This window comes from Ilumatobacter fluminis (assembly GCF_004364865.1).
Classification (GTDB): domain Bacteria; phylum Actinomycetota; class Acidimicrobiia; order Acidimicrobiales; family Ilumatobacteraceae; genus Ilumatobacter; species Ilumatobacter fluminis.
In genome coordinates this window covers 4,220,369-4,237,726 of the sequence record NZ_SOAU01000001.1, presented here as the reverse complement: position 1 = coordinate 4,237,726, position 17,358 = coordinate 4,220,369, and the positions used below count along the sequence as shown (strand labels likewise).

Sequence of the window (17,358 nt, the reverse complement as noted above, 5' to 3'; positions counted from 1 at the left end):
AGCTTGTCCTCGGGAACCGAGCAATTGCTTGGTTGGGAAGGGGATCTCCATGAGCACCGCATCGGCGGCACTCGAACACGTCCATGCCGACGGCAGCCGCGACCCGAACCGGGTCCGCACGTTCCTGCCCGAGCCGGACGTGACATCGCTCGGTCTGACGATCGTGTCGGCCGACGACCACGTGCTCGAACCGCCCGACCTGTTCACGTCCCGCCTCCCGAGCAAGCTCGCCGACGCGGCGCCGCACGTGGTCGAAGGTGCCGACGGCGGCGAGTACTGGATCATCGACGGCCAACCGAACCCGATTCGCGACTGGAACGTCGCGTCGGGGCGGGCGACGTCGGACTGGGGTGGTGAGCCGGCGCGCTACGACGAACTCCGGCGCGGTGCGTACGACGTCGACGCGAGGGTCGCCGACATGGACCTGGCCGGCATCTCGATGTCGCTCAACTTCCCGTCCGCGCTCTGGGGATTCGCCGGCCGGGTCTTCTCCGCGATGCCCGACCCCGAACTCGGGCTGGCGTGCCTGCGCGCCTACAACGACTGGATGATCGACGACTGGTGCGGTGCCCACCCCGGCCGCTTCATCGCCTGCCAGCTCCCGTGGTTGACCGATGTCGACATCGCCGCCGCCGAGATCCGTCGCAACGCCGAGCGCGGGTCCACCTGTGTGGCGTTCAGCGAGAACCCGGAGAAGCTCGGCCTTCCCTCGATCCACTCCGGCTACTGGGAGCCGTTCTTCGCCGCGTGCGCCGAGACGGGCACGGTCATCAACCTCCACGTCGGCTCGTCGTCGGAGATCGCTCAACCCTCGTCCGACTCGCCCCACAGCGTCGCCAACGCGCTCTTCGGGATGAACTCGATGTTGGCCACGACCGACTGGTTGTTCTCGCAGGCGACGATCCGCCATCCCGATCTCCGGATCGTGTTGTCGGAAAGCGGAATCGGCTGGGTCCCCGGCCTGATCGATCGCCTCGACTGGGTCGACCGCTACCGCGACTCGATCACGCTCCGCGACGACTGGGACTTCGCCAACGGCTCACCGAGCGACGAGCTCCGCCGGACGTTCTGGTACACGAGTATCTGGGACCCGGCGACCTTCGCGGTGATCGACCGCATCGGTGCCGACCGGGTGATGATCGAGGTCGACTACCCACACCCCGACTCGTCGTGGCCGCACGTCCAGCAGACGGTGTCGGATCAGCTCGACGGGTTGCCGGACGAGACGGTCGAGAACGTCACCCACCGCACCGCTGCCCACGTGTACCGCTGCGACCCGCAACCGTGCCGGTGATCGCCGATCCGGCACTCGGCATCCGTCGCCGGACGACGCTCGGGCCGTCCGGCGACGTCGCCGCCCTCGCCCGCGCACTCCACCGGGCCGGCTACGACGACGAAGGGCTCGGTCACATCAGCGTCCGTCAGCCCGACGGCACGCTCCTCGTCAACCCCCTCGAGGTCGGCTGGGACGAGCTCCTCCCCGCCGACGTGATGCGCATCGCCCTCGACGGCACCATCGTCGACGGCCGATGGACGGTCACGCCGGCGATCCGACTCCATCTCGACGTGTACGCCGCACGCGACGACGTCGGCGTCGTGATCCACAACCATCCGCGCTGGGCGACGGTCTGGGCCGACGTCGGACGGATTCCGCCGATCTTCGATCAGACCGGCGCGGTCGCCGGTGACGACGTGGCGCTGCTCGCCGAGTACGACGGGTCCGTCGTCGAGGCCGCCAACTCGAACGCCGCCGTCGATGCGCTGGGAGCGCACTCGACGATCCTGCTGGCGAACCACGGTGTGCTCGTCGCTGCGCCGGCGATCCAGGAGGCGCACCTGCGCGCCGTGACGCTCGAGTGGCGTGCCCGGCAGGCGTGGCGGGTGCTGACGCTCGATCCGGCTGCGACACCGCTGGCCGACCACGTCGTCGAACTGGTGCGATCGGAGGTGGCCGCCGGTCGGCGAGCCCCCTTGTGGGAGATGGCGATCGCCCGCGAGCTGCGGGCCGAGCCGCGTCTCGCCGGTGATGCTCAGACGTAGCTGCGGAAGACGACCTCGGCGACGCACGCCGGCTTGTCGACCCCCTCGACCTCGAACGTGATCTCGTGGGTGACCTGGGCGCCACCCGCGATCTCGTCGACCGACTTGAGCTCGACGCCGAGCCGCAGCTTCGCGCCCGAGGGAACGGGTGACATGAAGCGCACCCGGTTGCAGCCGTAGTTCACGCCCATCGAGAAACCGGTCATCTCGACGACCTGGGGGAGCAGCGACGGGATCAGCGACAGGGTGAGGTAGCCGTGCGCGATCGTGCCCCCGAATGGGCTGTGCTCGGCGGCACGCGCCGGATCGACGTGGATCCACTGGTGGTCGCCGGTCGCCTCGGCGAACTGGTCGATGCGTTCCTGCGTCACCTCCATCCAGTCGCTGTAGCCGAGGTGGGTGCCTTCCGCCGCGCGGAGGCCGTCGATACCGTCGAGAACGCGAGTCACGTTCGAATCGTATCCAGCGAGCAAGCGCTCGGTCGAGTGCGGGCCGGAATGGAGCGGACACGGGCGCGCCATCTAGGTTCGGCCCCGATGCCGGCGAGGGGGTCGGCCCGAAAGGAATCTGATGCATCACGCTTCGAAGCGGGCGCCGTCGCGGCGCCGCTGGATCGCCTCGCTCACCGCCGTAGCCCTGGTGGCCGCCGCCTGCTCGGGTGACGACGACGAGTCGTCCGACACGACCGAGGCGGACACGACCGTCACCGACACGACCGACACCGACGACACGACCGACACCGACGACCAGGCGACGGCCACCACCGAGGCGGCGTCGGACACGACCGAGGCGCCGGCCACCACCGACGCACCGGCGGAGACGACCCCGGCGACGACGGAGGCGCCCGACGAACCGGCCGTGGTCGTGACCGAGGACCGCTCGTACTACATCCTCCCGCCGGGCAACTACGGCGGGCTGCCGACCAACGACGACTCGCTCGACCAGCTCCCGCTCTACGACGCGCTCACCCCGCTGCGCGGCGACGTGACCGACGCCGACATCGAGGCGTTGTTCCTGCCGCAGGACTTCGCGCCGATCGGCGAGACGACGATCGAGGAGACCGGTCGAGACGGGCTCACGATCGAGTACGACGAGTTCGGCATCCCGCACATCACCGGTGAGACCCGTGACGACGTGTCGTTCGGTGCCGGCTGGGTCGCCGCTCGCGACCGTGCCCTCCTGATCGATCTCGGCCGCGGCGCGGCCCGGGTGGCCGTCGCCGACGTGCCCGGTGTCGACGCCTTCTCGCTGGTCACGAGCGGCCAGACGTTCGTGCCGAGCGAGGCCGCCGAACAGCTGGTCACCGACCAGGTGCAGCTCATCATCGACACCTACGGCGAACTCGGCGAAGAAGTCATCGCCGATGCCCAGGCCTACGCCGACGGCATGAACGCCTATTGGGAAGCGAACGGCATCGAGCGTGAGCCGGCGACGGTGAACGACGTGATCGCGGTCACCGCGTTCATCGGCTCGATCTTCGGCGCGGGTGGCGGCGGTGAGGCGGCCAACGCCGAGTTCCTCGCCGCACTCCAGAGCCGGCTCGGCGACGAGCAGGGCGAGGCGGTCTGGAACGACCTCCTCCAGACCGACGACCCCGAGGCGCCCACGACGCTCGAGGAGCGATTCGAATACGGCACGTTCACCGGCGGCGACGTGACGGGTTCGGTCGTGATCGACGAGGGCTCGTTGATCTCGACCGATCCGCGCGAACCGGCCGAGGGCTCGGCACCGGTCGTGCAGGGGGTGTCGCTGGTGTACCCGGCGACCGACGGTCCGCCGACCCGCCGCGCCTCCAACTGGCTCACCGTTGCGCCCGACGCCTCGACCAACGACACCACGCTCGCGGTGATGGGGCCGCAGCTCGGCTACTACTACCCCGAGATCGTGCAGCAGCTCCACCTGATCGGGCCCGACTTCGAGGCGCAGGGCGCCGGCGTGCCCGGCCTCTCGATGTACATGCTCATCGGTCGCACCGCCGACTACGCGTGGAGCCTCACCTCTGCCGGACAGGACGTCCGGGACGTCTACGTCGAGGTGCTGTGCGAGCCCGACGGCTCGGCACCGACGCGCACGTCGGGTCACTACGAGTTCGAAGGTGACTGCATCCCGTTCGAGATCTTCGACGCAGGCATGCTCGGCGACACACCGCTCGTCTACCCGACGTCGGTGCACGGTCCGGTGATCGGCACCGCGACGGTCGACGGGCTGCCCGTGGCCCTCACCAGCAAGCGCTCGACGTTCGGACGCGACGGTCTGAACCTCGCGGCGCTCAAGGGCATGACCGAGGGCGACGCCGCGACGCCCGAGGAGTTCTTCGAGGTCGCCAACCGGTTCGGCTTCACCTTCAACTGGGGTTACGCCAACCGCGAGACCAACGCCTACTTCGCATCCGGCTACCTGCCCGTGCGGGCCGACGGCCTCGACCGTCGTCTGCCGACGCTCGGCACCGGCAACTACGAATGGCAGGACTTCCTCGCGCTCGAGGAGCACCCGCACGCGATCAGCCATCCGTCGTCGCGACTCCTCAACTGGAACAACCAGTCGGCCCCCGGCTTCATGCACGGCGACAACAACCTGTACGGCTCGGTGCACCGCGTCGAGGCGTTCGACCAGTGGCCCGACGAGGTCGATCTCGCGGGTGTCGTCAGCGTGATGAACCGCTCCGCCACCGAGGACGAAGACTCCACCCTGTGGCCGGTCGTCAGCCGCGTGCTCGACGGCGGCGAAGCGCCGACCGAGCTGGCCGGTGAGGTGAAGGAGATCCTCGACGAGTGGGTCGCCGACGATGCGCCGCTGCTCGACGCCGACGACAACGGCGACTACGACCAGCCGGGTGCGACCATCTTCCCCGCGTTGCTCGACCCGCTGTACGACGCAGCCCTCCAGCCGGTGCTCGGCCAGGTGATCGCCGACGACGTCCGCTTCCGTGGTATCGGCGGCGCCAGCATCCTCGACAAGGATCTGCGCACCCTGCTCGGCGACGACGTGGAGGGCCCGTTCGCCGTGCAGTACTGCGGTGCCGGCGACCTCGATGCCTGCCGCGACGCCCTGTGGGGTGCGGTCGCGGCGGTCGCCGACGAGCTGGCTGCCGAGTACGGCGACGACACCAGTGACTGGCTGGTCGAGGGTCGGCGTTCGACCTTCACGCCGGGCCTCATCCCCGACGACTTCCGAGCCACGAACCGTCCCACCTTCCAGCAGGTCATCGAGTTCGCCAACAGCTGACCCGCCGCGACGTGGCCCGGGCTCAGGCCCGGGCTGCGGCGATACCGGGCCAGATGGCGTCGGTGACACGCGCTGCGTCGGCGGCGCGGAGTGGCAGATGCCCGATCATCAGTCGGGTCCACAGCGGGCCGTAGATGGCGTCGAGGACGATCTCGTGGTCGAGGTCGTCGCGGATCTGGCCGAGCTCGATGCCGCGCCGCAGGCGTGCCTGGCTGAGGTCGCGCCTCGGCTGCCAGAAGCGTTGGCGGAACTCGTCGGCGATCGTCGGGTCGGTGTGGGCCTCGGCGAGCATCTCGCGCACGATCCGGCCGGTCGGCGAGTTGAACAGCTTGATCACGGTGCGAAGGTGTGCTTCGAAGTCGGCACGGATGTCGTCCGTTTCACGGAACGGCGTCGCCCTCATCGTGCCGACGACGAGTGCGTCGAGGATGACGGCGGTGCGTGACGGCCACCAGCGGTAGATCGTCTGTTTGGCGACGTTGGCGGCCGCAGCGATGTCGTTGATGCCGACCTCGCCGGGTGGTCGCGAGCCGACCAGCTCGAAGGCCGCCTCGAGTACTCGTCGCTCGGCGTCCTCGTCGCGTGTGCGTCCTCGGGCCATGGTAGGAGCGTACCCATTTCTTAGACCGCCGGTATTGCTTTTCTAAAACGAGACCCGTAGTCTCGCTATTCGTCAGAACGCAGACGAACGATGGAGACACGAATGAGCATCACCACCCAACCCCTCCCGCTGCAGCACGGAACGTGGATCCTCGATCCGCTGCACTGCACGGTCGAGTTCGCCGCCCGACACATGGCGATCTCGAAGGTTCGCGGGCGGTTCCACGAGTTCGACGCGACGGTCGTCGTCGGTGAGACGCTGGAAGCCAGCTCGCTGACGGCGCGGGTCGACATGTCGAGCGTCGACACCGACAACCCCGACCGGGACGCCCACCTCAGGAACTCGGACTTCTTCCACGTCGACCGGCACCCCGAGATGACGTTCCGGTCCACGTCGATCGTCTCGACCGGCGACACGACCTACGGCGTCATCGGCGACATGACGATCAACGGGGTGACCCGCCGCGAGCGGCTCGACGTCGTGTTCCACGGGACCGAGACGTTCCCGGGTGACGGGAGCCACCACGCCGGCTTCGAGGCCACGGCGACGATCAACCGAACCGACTACGGCATCGACTTCAACGTGCCGCTCGCGGCCGGAGGGTTCGTCATCTCCGACCGGATCGGCATCGAACTTGACATCCAGCTGGTCGCGCCCCAGGGCGGCACCGATCGATGAGCCGCATCACCGTCCTCGGCCTCGGAGCCATGGGCTCCCGCATGGCGGCCAACTATTCGAACGCCGGCCACGACGTAACGGTCTGGAATCGAACCGCAGCGATCGTCGACGCACTGGCCGACGCCCGTGCCGTTACGTCGGCCCCGTCGCCTTCGCAGGCCGCCGTCGGCGCGGATGTCGTGGTCTCGATGGTGAGCGACGACGACGCTGCCGTCGCTGTGTGGCTGGGTGACGACGGAGCGCTCGCTGCGATGCGGCACGATGCGATCGCCGTCGAGTCGTCGACGCTCACCCCGGCGACGGTTCGACGGCTCGCCGCTGCTGCGGTAGCGCGTGGCGTGCGGTTCGTCGAGGCGCCCGTGGTCGGATCGAGGCCCCAGGCCGACGCCGGCTCGCTCGGCTACCTGCTCGGCGGCGACCAGGACGCGATCGACGCCGTGATGCCGGTGATCGAGATCAACGCCGGATCGGCGATCCGGGTCGGGGAGTGCGGCGACGCAGCGATCATGAAGCTCGCCGTCAACGGCCTCTTCGCCGCCCAGGTCGCGGCCTACGCCGAAGTCGTCGGCGTGCTCGAGCGGAGCAGCCTCGACGTCGACTCGGTGATCGCCACCCTGTCGTCTCTGCCGATCACCTCGCCGGGTCTCCAACGGATCCTGGGGCTGATCGCGGAGCGCGAGTTCGACCCGAACTTCCCCATCCGTCTCGTCGCCAAGGACCTCGGCTACCTCGTCGATGCGTCGGGTGATCTCGGCGCAGCCGTGCCGATGGTCGAGGCGGCTCGAGCGGCGTTCGAGCGAGCTCGGGACGACGACCTCGGCGACCTGGACATCGCCGGCATCGCGAGCAGCTATCTCGGGTGAGCGAGCTCCGGCCGGTACCCGTCAGGTCGCGGTGAGGTGCAGCAGGACGGCCGTCTCGGTGTGGAGCGCGGGGAGTTGGAGGCCCACCCGTTCGAGGTCGCGGCCGGTGGCCACCAGGCCGGTCTCCCACCAGTTCGGTCGGGTGCGGCCGGGGCCCGGTCGCTCGTGCGGGAGCGCGACGTGTTCGACCCGATAGGTGCGCTCCTGGTCGAGCCCGGGGAGCCGGAGGGGTGGCGGCGTCAGACTGGCCGTGGTCGCCATCCGGGTGAACGACACGACTCCCTCGGTCCGGTTTGGCGCGTACACGCCGTGGGCGACGAAGGCGTCGTCGGTGTCGAACCGCACGACGTCCCCGTGATGGAGGAGCGGTCGGAGCCGCTTGTGGAGTGCGACCACCTCGGCGACGGCGTCGAGGTCGTCGTCGCCGAGTGACCGGAGATCCCACTCGATCCCGAGATGTCCGAACAGCGCCGTCGCACCGCGGAACGCGAGCCCGTGGCGGCGTCCGGTCGTGTGCGCTCGCGGCGGACCGATGTGGGCGCCCATCAACTCCGGCGGCACCAGCATGGACGCGCCGCGCTGGATCGTCTGCCGCTCGAGGGCGTCGTTGCAGTCGCTGGTCCACACCCGATCGGTGCGCCGCAGGATCTCGTGATCGATGCGTGCCCCGCCCGAGCTGCACGACTCGATCTCGACCCCGGGGTGCCGTCGCCGCAGCTCGTCGAGCAGCCGGTACAGCGCGAGTGTCTGGTCGTGCGTGCCGGCGGCACCGTCGGAGCCGCTGCCGGCGATGTGGTCTCGGTTCATGTCCCACTTCACGAACGAGATGTCGTGAGCGCCGAGCAGCTCGTCGAGCTGGCCGAGCACGTGTTCGAACGCTTCGGGGCGGGCCAGATCGAGCACGAGCTGGTTGCGGCCGAGCGGCGGTTCGTAGCCGTCGGTCACGAGCGCCCACTCGGGGTGTGCCCGGTACAGGTCGCTGTCGGGGTTGACCATCTCCGGTTCGACCCAGATCCCGAACTCCATCCCGAGCCCGGTGACGTGCTCGATCAGCGGAGCCAGACCCTGCGGATGGGCCTCGGGGGAGACCACCCAGTCGCCGAGGCCGGACGTGTCGTCGCGGCGAGACCCGAACCAGCCGTCGTCGAGGACGAACCGTTCGGCGCCGACACGGGCGGCGCGGTCGGCCAGGTCGCGCAGGGTGTCGAGGTCGTGGTCGAAGTAGACCGCCTCCCAGGTGTTGACGAGCACGGGACGCGGACGTTCCGGGTGCTCCGGACGGGCGCGCAGCCGGCGATGGAACCGTTGCGTCGCCGACGTGAGACCGTCGCCCGACCACACCGCGACGACGTCGGGCGTCCGGTACGACTCTCCCGGCTCGAGCGAGCACTCGCCCGGGTGGAGCAGCTCGCCGAGTTGGAGGTAGCGGCGGCCGTCGCCCAGACGGTCGGCCAGCCACGTGTGGTTCCCGCTCCAGGCGAGGTGGGCGCCGACGACTTCGCCGCCCCACTCGCCGAAACCGGTCGTTCCGGCGAACAGCAGCGACGGCGTCTCGTGCGACGTCCGACCCCGACGATTCTCCGCCGTCATCGCGCCGTGGGCCCACGACGTCCGCTCCGGCTGGAGTTCTCGCGTCCAACGACCGCTGAATGTCAGCAGTTCGTCGAGGTGTTCGGCGACCGGCAACGTGACCGTCAACCCGTCGAGCAGGTACCGATCGCTCTCGTGGGCGTTCGTGAGCTCGGTCGACACCACGAGGCAGTCGGCGACGTCGATCGTCGTGGTGAGCCGGAGCGCGGCAAGCGGGTCGTGGGCGACGGCGACCAGGCGGTTGCCGTCCAGGTGGTGGTCGAGCGGCTCGAAGCGCGGCGCCCAGTGGGTGCCTCGACGGCGATGGCCGAGCAGTCCCGGTCGTCCGGTGAATCCGGCGGCGTGTTCGGGCACGACCGACACCGGCGCGATCTGGTCGGGCAGTCCGAACACCAACGGTCGGTCGAGCGCCGAGGTCGCGGTCGCCGGACCGTCGATCGGTGCGCCCCAGTAAACGATCGCCGGGACGCCGTGGGAGAGGTCGACCACGACGTCGAACGCCGTGCCGCGCAGGTGGATCACGGCCGACAGTGTGTCAGACGGGGTCGGCGTGGACGGGTGCTCAGGCGAGGCGGGGGAGCGCGTCGCGCGTGATCGTGTTGCGGCCGGGTTCGCCGGCCGACCAGCGGCGGATCTCGTCGACGGCGTAGTCGACGAGTCGGTGGAGTTCGGTGCCCAGGGAGCCGGCGATGTGTGGCGTGAGTCTGACGTTCGGCGACGTTCGCAACGGGTGGTCCTCGGGGAGCGGCTCGGGATCGGTCACGTCGAGGACGGCGTGCAGGCGGTCGAGATGGTCGACGAGGGCGTCATGGTCGACGAGCGCGCCACGTGCCGTGTTGATGAACGTCGTGCCGGTGCGCATCCGTGCGAACTGCGGCTCGGCGATCATGTGCCGGGTCGACGGCAGGTTCGGCGCGTGCAACGAGACCACGTCGCTGCGTTCACACAGCTCGTCGAGACCGACGAGCTCGGCACCCAACGCAGCGGCGTCGTCGGCGGACAGAAACGGGTCGTACACGACCGGGTGCAGGCCGGCGAACGGTCGGAGCAGGTCGAGCACCCGGCGGCCGATGAGCGACGCTCCGATGATCCCGACCGTCTTGTCCCAGTTGCCGATCCGCGAGGCGCCCTGCCCGGTGTTCCACGGCGTGACGTCGGGGCGGAGCACACCCTTGTTCGCGAGCAGGATCATGGCGAGCGTGTACTCGGCAACCGGTTCGGCGTTGGCGTCGGCGCCGGACGTGACGCGGACGCGATCGAGCACCTCGGGTTCGACGACGCCCTTCACGGTGCCGGCGGCGTAGGCGATCAAGCCGAGCTTCGGTGCGTGATCGAGCAGGCCGACATCGATCGGCCGGCAGCCCCAATGCGCAACGATCACCTGTGCCTCGGCGAGGAGTTCGCGTGCACGTGGTTCGTCCCACTCGTGGACGGGATCACGGTCGAGCAGGTGGCCGACCGACGCCAATCGATCGAGATCGGCGTCGTCGAACACGGGCAGATCCGGATAGTGGGCGAGCATGATCGTCGGTCGCATCACGAGCCTTTCAGCAGCGGGCGGAGCACGGCGAGATCGGTGTCGACCTGCTCGAGCAGCGCCCCCGGGTGGTCGTCGGTGGTGAGGAGACCGGCCACGAACTCGAGCGTCCACGACCCGCGGAACCCGAACGACCGGAGTTGGTCGATCTTCGCAGCCAAGACGTCCTCGACCTCGGCCAGCGTCGGGTGGGAGAAGGTGGCGGTGTCGAGGTGGTTGACGTGGACGTGCGCGATGCGTTCACCGAAGGCCTCGAACTTCGCGGCGGTGACGTCGGACGACTCGTGGGTGTGCACCAGTGCCCGGACCCGGTCACCGGCCAGGTCGAAGACGCGTCGGGCGACGGCGGGATTCTCCGCGATCGAGATGCCCTCGTGGCACTCGCACACCGGCACGACGTCGTCGCCGAGCTGGTCGACCCAGCGCCCGAGGCGTTCGCCGTAGGCGTCCGCAGCGGCGAGGTCGTTGCCGACGTTGAACTTCACCGCTCGGGCACCGCACGTTCGGGCTCGTCGGGCGATCCCGATTCGATCGGCGTCGTCATCGTCGTCGAACCCGACGTACGAGTTGAGGACCCGCACGGGTACGCCGCCGATCGGCGACGTGCCGTCGGCGAGCAGGTGACCTTCCCACAGTTCGAGTCCGTCGAGCGGCAACGCTCGGATGCGGTCCGCCCACTCGGTGACCTTGGTCTCGGGTGATCGGTCGGGGCGGATCGTGCCCCAACGGTTCGGCTCGATCGCGACCGTGCCGAGCAGGAGTTGGCCGTCGAGATCGGACGGGAGCGGAATCCGGCTCATCGAGCGGGCCCGGTGGACGAGCGGGTGATCAGCCGCGGGGCGATGACGACGTTCGGCGGATCGTCACCGGCGACGAGTCGTGCGAGCGCTGCGAAGGCGGCGTCGCCGACGGCGTGAGCGTCGCCGTCGACCGTGGTGAGCGGTGGCAGGTGGTGGGCGGCGAACGGCACGTCGTCGGAGCCGACCACGCTCAGGTCGTCGGGTACCCGGACGCCCGCATCGTGCGCGGCGTGGACGAGTGCGAACGCCCCGAGGTCGTTGAAGGTCATGACGGCCGTGCAGCGGTTCGAGCGAACCTCGTCGAGTGCCTGGTCGGGATGGTCGGCGTCGATCGGTGCGATCGTGACGATCCCGGCACGGCGGGCTGCCCGTCGCCGCTGCTCGGTCGACCAGTACGGGCTCGGTCCGAGCGCAACGGCGATCCGTTCGTGGCCGAGTCGGCGGAGGTGGGCCAACCCGAGCTCGATCACGGCAGCCTGGTCGACGACGACGGAGTGCACGCCGGTGGCGCGGCGGTTCACGTACACCAGCGGCAGGCTGCCGACGGCCGTCCGCACCTCGGCGGTGTTCGCGACGGGGGAGCAGACCACGACGCCGTCGACGCTGCCCGCCACCGAGCGGAGGGTCTTGAGCTCGACATCCGACCTCGCTCCGGTGCCGGCGACGAGCACGAGATCGCCGCGGTCGCCCGCCTCGGTCTCGATGCGCGACACGATCTCGGCGAAGAACGGATTCGTCAGGTCGGGGACCAGCACCCCGATCCGGCCGGTGCGCCCGCCGGCGAGTTGACGGGCCGCCCGGTTGGGTTCGTAGCCGAGCCGTTCGATCGACGCGGTGACGCGTTCGACCGTGCTGCTCTTCACGAGATCGGGGCGGCTGATCACCCGCGACACCGTCGAGGGGTGCACGCCGGCCGCGGCGGCGACCTCGGCGAGGGTGACGGCGGACGTGCTCACCGAACCGATGGTACGGAAGTGGTGAGGATCTTGCAAGCGCTTGCAAACCGAGCAGCGACGCGCGAACCTGGCACTCGTGCCGATGACTCCGCTCCAGCAGCACGGCCGGACGATCGACGGAATGTCCGCCGTGCTGCTCACCCATCACGTGGACGGCTCGATCGACTGGTCGTCGTTCGAGGCGCACCTCGCCCGAACCGCCGCCGCCGGCCTCACCCCCGCCGTCAACATGGACACCGGCTTCGTCCAGCTGCTCGAACCCGGCACGCGACGACACGTCCTCGATCTCGCCCGCCGCACGGTCGACCGGTTCGTCGCCGGGGCGTTCGTCGCCGACGACGACGGATCCGCCTACGACCCGGGGGCCATGGCCAGATCGTGCGCCGAGGTCGCCGAGGCCGGAGGGACGCCGGTGGTGTTCCCGTCGTGGGGGCTCAATGCCCTCGACGACGACGCGTGGGTCGCCGCCATGGCCGAGCTCGGTTCGAGCTGCGACCGGTTCATCGGCTTCGAACTCGGATCGATGTTCGTCCCGTACGGTCGCATCCGCGGGCTCGATGCCTACGACGGTCTGCTCGGCGTCGACGCCTGCATCGGTGCCAAGCACTCGTCGCTGTCGCGGCAGGCCGAATGGGATCGGCTGGCGCTCCGCGACCGTCGACGCCCCGATTTCGCCGTCTTCACCGGCAACGACTTGGCCATCGACATGGTCGTCTACGGCTCCGACTACCTGCTCGGTCTGTCGACGTTCGCCCCCGACCTGTTCGGCGTTCGTGACCGACTCTGGCGCGATGACGACGCCCGCTTCTGGGAGGTCAACGATCTGCTGCAGTACCTGGGGATGTTCGCCTTCCGTGCCCCGGTGCCGGCGTATCGGCACGACGCTGCGATGTTCCTCGAGCTGCGCGGGTGGGCGGCGAGCTCGGCTGTGCCGGACGGTGCCCCCCGGCGCCCCGACAGCGATCGTGCGGTGTTGTCCGACATCGCCGAACGCGTCGACGCACTGATGGACGCGCTGGCATGACCCGCTACACACAGATCAAGAAACTCGACGGTCCCGAGGCCCTGCGCGACCACCTCGATCGGATCGGCATCGGACTACCCGTCAGCGACCGCGTCGACCCGAGCGGGGTGCTCGCCGACTCCGTCACGTTCACCGACGGGAGCGCCGGCGAGTTCACCATTCCGAACCGGTTCGCCGTGCTCCCGATGGAGGGATGGGACGGGACGACCGACGGTGCGCCGACCGATCTCGTGCGTCGCCGCTGGTCGCGCTTCGGGTCGAGCGGCTGTGGCCTCGTGTGGGGGGAAGCCACCGCGGTTCACCCGACAGGGCGAGCCAACCCGAACCAGCTCGTGCTCGACGAGCGCAACGCCGAGGCGATCGCCGGCCTCCGCTCACTGCTCGATCCCGCCCAGGTCTCCGGGCTGCAACTCACCCACTCGGGACGCTGGTGCCGCCCGGTCGCCGATCCGGTGCCGCGGCCGGCGCAGCCGCATCCCGTTCTCGACGCGAGGCAGCACCTGCGCGGCGACGAGGTGATGAGCGACGGCGAACTCGACGAACTCATCGAGGCGTACGTCGCAGCCGCAATCCGCGTGGCCGACGCCGGGTTCGACTTCGTCGACGTGAAGTGCTGTCACGGCTACCTGCTCCACGAGTTGCTCGGCGCTCGCGACCGCTCCGGCCGATTTGGCGGCGACTTCGAGGGGCGGACCCGATTCTTCCGGACCGTCGTCGAGCGCATCCGCGCCGAGCGGCCACACCTCGCCGTGGCCGTGCGCCTCTCGGCGTTCGACTTCGTTCCGTTCCGTCGGGGTGCCGACGGCGTCGGCGAACCCGAGCCGTCCGCCGGCGCACCCGTGCCGTTCGGCGGCACGTCCGACGGGACATCGATCGACCTCGACGAACCGAACCGCTTCCTCGACCTCGTCGGCGAGCTCGGCATCGGACTGGTGTCCACCACCGCCGGTAGCCCGTACACCAACCCGCACATCCAACGGCCGGCGTACTTCCCGCCGTCCGACGGATACCAGCCGCCGGAGGATCCGCTGGTCGGCGTCGCCCGCCAGATCGCAGCCACGGCCGAGCTCCGGGCGGCACACCCGAACCTGACCTTCGTGGGTTCCGGCTACTCGTATCTCCAGGACTTCCTCCCCCACGTCGCCGACGCCGTCGCAACCGTCGGCGGCACCGACCTGATCGGGCTCGGCCGGATGATCCTGAGCTATCCCGACCTCGCGGCCGACGTCCTCCAGGGTCGGCCGATGCGTCGCCGAGCGATCTGCCGGACCTTCTCCGACTGCACGACCGCACCCCGGGGTGGCCTCGTGTCGGGGTGCTATCCGCTCGACGACTTCTACAACGAGATGCCCGAACGGATCGAACTCGCGGCGATCAAGCGCCGCCTGAGGGAGCAGCAGCGATGAGCGGCGACACGGCCGACGCCCGGCCGATCACCGGCGAACCCCGCGGTCCGTGGGCCAACCCGATCGCGACGAATCCGTTCGCGAGCCGTGCCGACATGGAGCGGGCGGTCGTCGATCTGTACGAACCACTGCTGCCCTTCGTCGTCGACGACGCACGAATCAGGCTCGGTTCGTTCGGGGCCGCGTTCGAGCGGGCGAGTGGCGAACTCGAGGGCTTCGCCCGTCCGCTCTACGGCATCGTGCCGCTCGTCGCCGGCGGCGGCAGGTTCGAACACTGGGACCGCGTCCGCGCCGGACTCATCGCCGGGACCGATCCCGACCACCCCGGCTACTGGGGCGCTGTGGCCCGCGACATCGACCAGCGGATGGTCGAGCAGGCGGCGATCGGGATCGCGCTCGCGTTCTGCCCTGACGAGGTCTGGGAGCCCCTGACCGACGAGCAACGCGACCGACTCGTCGACTGGCTCGGCGGCATCGCCGAGTTCGAACCGGCACCGAACAACTGGCAGTTCTTCCGAGTGCTGGTGGCGCTCGGGCTCGAACGCGTCGGGCGACCGCTCGATGCCGACGCGGTCGAGCGGTCGCTCGAGCTCCTGGAGGGATACCGGCTCGGTGAGCACTGGTACGTCGACGGTGGCTTGCAGAACGTCGACTACTACGTGCCGATGGCGTTCCACACCTACGGCCTGATCTACGCCGCAGCGAACGACCTGGGTCTCGGCGACGACGACCGCGCCGCGCGCTACCGAGAGCGAGCCCGAGCGTTCGCGGCCGACTTCGCCGCCTGGTTCGGACCCGACGGCGCAGCCGTCGCGATGGGTCGCAGCCTCACCTACCGGTTCGCGCTCGGTTCGTTCTGGGGCGCACTCGCCTGGGCGGACGTCGAGCCGGCGATGGGGTGGGGTGCGGTCAAGGGCATGCTGCTCCGTCACCTCCGGTGGTGGACCGACAAGGCGATCAGTGACCGTGACGGGGTGCTCTCGGTCGGTTACGCGTACGACAACCGCACGCTGCGCGAGTCGTACAACTCGGCCGGATCGCCGTACTGGTGCATGAAGGCGTTCACCGCCCTGGGGGCGTCCGAGTCCCATCCGATCTGGTCGGCCGACGAGGCCGACCATCCGGTGAACGGCGAACGTGTGCTCCACGATGCGGGCTGGTTGGCTCGAACCGATGATCAGCAGACGATCGCCCTCCTCGCTCGACCCGCCGCGGCCTTGGCGCTGCCCGAGCAGGCGTCGGCCAAGTACCGCAAGCTCGCCTACTCGTCTCGTTTCGGACTCGTCGGCGACGTCCCCGACTTCCTCGGCCGCATCGTCACCGACTCGACGCTCGCGATCGTCGATCGCAACGGCGTCCGACACGTCCGCCTCGGCGTCGACCAGGCAGAGATCCGTGTCGTCACGCTCGACGACGGGTCGGAGCAGGCAGTGGCGTGGTCGGTCTGGAGCCCGTGTCCCGACGTCGTCGTCCGGACGGCGTGCTGGTTCGTCGACGGGTCGCCGTGGCACCTGCGTGCGCACCGCATCCGCACCGACCGGCCCGTCTCGACCCTCGACACCGGGTTCGCGCTCGGCTGCGACGCTCCGGCCGTGCCCGACCGTGCGCAACTCCCGGCCGCCGACGGGATCGCGGCGGTCCGCACGTGGGACGGCGACTCCCGGATCGCCGACCTCTCGGGCAGCCGTTCCGCCACCGTGCACGCGCCGGGCGTCGACGCCGGGTTGCTGTACCCGAACACGATCGTGCCCGGCCTGGCCGCCGATCTCGCAGCGGGGACGCACCTCCTCGCCGCGGCGATCGCCGCCGGCGACGACGTACCCGCCGCCGACCCGCCCGAGCCGTCCGCCGCCGTGCTCGCGCTGTTCGACTGAGCGGCGGCGTGTCGGTGGTGGTCGCCGAACGGGGCACACTGGAGCGGTGACCGACTCGACCACTGCTGCACCCCGGACGCGCCTGTCGCCCGAGGAGCGGCGTCGCCATCTGGTCGACGTGGCCCGCTCGATCGTCGAACGCCAGGGGGCTGCCGCGCTGTCGATGGAGGGCGTCGCCGAAGAAGCGGGCGTCTCGCGGGCGCTCGTCTACAACTACTTCGGCAACCGAGCCGGGCTCGTCGAGTCGCTGTGGGCCGAGGTCGAGTCGTTGTGGAACGTCGACCCGATGCCGCCGGTGTCGGAGATGCTGCGCGACGTCACGCCGCGAGAACTGTTCGAACGCCGCTTCATCGACAACACCCGCTGGTACTTCGATCAGATCGAGCAGGGCGGATTGCTGTACTACCGCTTGATGTCGGAGCCGCAGCTCGTCGAGTCGGTCGAACATCATCGCCGGTCGATCCAGCAGGCGAACGTCCAGTGGTGGGCCGACCTGCTCGTGGAGATGGGGCTCGACCCCGAACGCGCCCTCGTCTACTCGAGCCTGTTCAACGGCGCCACCGAGCAGATGTGGGGGCTGATCGCCCGTGGCGACGCCCGACGCGGCGTCATCGAAGAGGTCTTCCTCTCCAGCGGTCTGGCGTCGCTCCATCACCTCCTCGACAGCGCCGGCGTCACGCCGGCCTGACCGTCGCAGGCCGTCGCCGCATCGCGGCACGCATCATCGTTCGCGCGCTCCGACCTTGCCGGTGACCGCCCGGAGG

15 protein-coding genes are annotated in these 17,358 nt (G+C 69.8%); 9 read left to right on the top strand and 6 right to left on the bottom strand.

What is annotated here, in order from left to right; translation table 11 throughout:
- Window positions 1-49: 49 nt before the first annotated feature.
- Window positions 50-1,294 (top strand): amidohydrolase family protein, encoded by a 1,245-nt coding sequence (locus tag BDK89_RS19170; RefSeq protein WP_133870481.1) that lies wholly within the window; start codon window positions 50-52, stop codon window positions 1,292-1,294.
- Window positions 1,291-2,040 carry a class II aldolase/adducin family protein gene (locus tag BDK89_RS19165; protein ID WP_166657695.1) on the top strand — a complete coding sequence of 250 codons (750 nt, stop codon included), beginning with the start codon at window positions 1,291-1,293 and terminating at the stop codon, window positions 2,038-2,040. The genes BDK89_RS19170 and BDK89_RS19165 overlap by 4 nt, the downstream gene beginning before the upstream one ends.
- On the opposite strand, the gene BDK89_RS19160 is transcribed toward BDK89_RS19165, so the two are convergent.
- A complete protein-coding gene (locus tag BDK89_RS19160) occupies window positions 2,031-2,489 on the bottom strand; it encodes a MaoC family dehydratase (protein WP_243839226.1) in 459 nt (152 codons plus the stop codon). The two genes, BDK89_RS19165 and BDK89_RS19160, sit on opposite strands and share 10 nt — an antisense overlap.
- A 121-nt stretch (window positions 2,490-2,610) precedes the next feature.
- Here BDK89_RS19160 and BDK89_RS19155 point away from each other — a divergent pair, with 121 nt between their 5' ends.
- Window positions 2,611-5,265 carry a penicillin acylase family protein gene (locus tag BDK89_RS19155; RefSeq protein WP_133870478.1) on the top strand — a complete coding sequence of 885 codons (2,655 nt, stop codon included), beginning with the start codon at window positions 2,611-2,613 and terminating at the stop codon, window positions 5,263-5,265.
- A gap of 22 nt (window positions 5,266-5,287) precedes the next feature.
- Here the strand turns inward: BDK89_RS19155 and BDK89_RS19150 are convergent, their stop codons facing one another.
- Window positions 5,288-5,866, bottom strand: coding sequence for a TetR/AcrR family transcriptional regulator (locus tag BDK89_RS19150; protein ID WP_133870477.1), 579 nt, complete (start codon window positions 5,864-5,866; stop codon window positions 5,288-5,290).
- A gap of 102 nt (window positions 5,867-5,968) precedes the next feature.
- On the opposite strand from BDK89_RS19150, the gene BDK89_RS19145 reads away from it, so the two are divergent.
- Both BDK89_RS19145 and BDK89_RS19140 read left to right on the top strand, forming a co-directional pair.
- The gene (locus BDK89_RS19145; RefSeq protein WP_133870476.1) at window positions 5,969-6,544 is read left to right on the top strand and encodes a YceI family protein; all 576 of its coding nucleotides are present in this window, start codon (window positions 5,969-5,971) and stop codon (window positions 6,542-6,544) included.
- Complete coding sequence (locus BDK89_RS19140) at window positions 6,541-7,407, top strand: NAD(P)-dependent oxidoreductase (RefSeq protein ID WP_133870475.1); 867 nt, start codon at window positions 6,541-6,543, stop codon at window positions 7,405-7,407. The genes BDK89_RS19145 and BDK89_RS19140 overlap by 4 nt, the downstream gene beginning before the upstream one ends.
- 21 nt (window positions 7,408-7,428) lie before the next feature.
- Here BDK89_RS19140 and BDK89_RS19135 read toward each other — a convergent pair whose 3' ends face one another.
- The 4 genes from BDK89_RS19135 to BDK89_RS19120 are packed head-to-tail and all read right to left on the bottom strand — an operon-like array spanning window position 7,429 to window position 12,290.
- A complete protein-coding gene (locus BDK89_RS19135) occupies window positions 7,429-9,519 on the bottom strand; it encodes an alpha-galactosidase (protein ID WP_208294134.1) in 2,091 nt (696 codons plus the stop codon).
- A 40-nt stretch (window positions 9,520-9,559) separates the two neighbouring features.
- A complete protein-coding gene (locus BDK89_RS19130; RefSeq protein WP_208294133.1) occupies window positions 9,560-10,534 on the bottom strand; it encodes a hydroxyacid dehydrogenase in 975 nt (324 codons plus the stop codon).
- Complete coding sequence (locus BDK89_RS19125; protein WP_133870473.1) at window positions 10,534-11,334, bottom strand: hypothetical protein; 801 nt, start codon at window positions 11,332-11,334, stop codon at window positions 10,534-10,536. Before BDK89_RS19125 ends, BDK89_RS19130 begins: the two co-directional genes overlap by 1 nt.
- Window positions 11,331-12,290: a LacI family DNA-binding transcriptional regulator gene (locus tag BDK89_RS19120; protein ID WP_166657694.1), complete on the bottom strand. Its 960-nt coding sequence runs from the start codon at window positions 12,288-12,290 to the stop codon at window positions 11,331-11,333. Before BDK89_RS19120 ends, BDK89_RS19125 begins: the two co-directional genes overlap by 4 nt.
- 121 nt (window positions 12,291-12,411) lie before the next feature.
- On the opposite strand from BDK89_RS19120, the gene BDK89_RS19115 reads away from it, so the two are divergent.
- Genes BDK89_RS19115 through BDK89_RS19100 form a run of 4 tightly spaced genes read left to right on the top strand, consistent with a single transcriptional unit; the run spans window position 12,412 to window position 17,282 of the window.
- Window positions 12,412-13,314: a beta/alpha barrel domain-containing protein gene (locus BDK89_RS19115; RefSeq protein WP_243839225.1), complete on the top strand. Its 903-nt coding sequence runs from the start codon at window positions 12,412-12,414 to the stop codon at window positions 13,312-13,314.
- The gene (locus BDK89_RS19110) at window positions 13,311-14,720 is read left to right on the top strand and encodes an oxidoreductase (protein ID WP_133870471.1); all 1,410 of its coding nucleotides are present in this window, start codon (window positions 13,311-13,313) and stop codon (window positions 14,718-14,720) included. The genes BDK89_RS19115 and BDK89_RS19110 overlap by 4 nt, the downstream gene beginning before the upstream one ends.
- Window positions 14,717-16,594: a DUF2264 domain-containing protein gene (locus tag BDK89_RS19105; RefSeq protein ID WP_133870470.1), complete on the top strand. Its 1,878-nt coding sequence runs from the start codon at window positions 14,717-14,719 to the stop codon at window positions 16,592-16,594. Before BDK89_RS19110 ends, BDK89_RS19105 begins: the two co-directional genes overlap by 4 nt.
- 46 nt (window positions 16,595-16,640) lie before the next feature.
- Window positions 16,641-17,282 carry a TetR/AcrR family transcriptional regulator gene (locus tag BDK89_RS19100; protein WP_166657693.1) on the top strand — a complete coding sequence of 214 codons (642 nt, stop codon included), beginning with the start codon at window positions 16,641-16,643 and terminating at the stop codon, window positions 17,280-17,282.
- Window positions 17,283-17,358 lie beyond the last annotated feature (76 nt).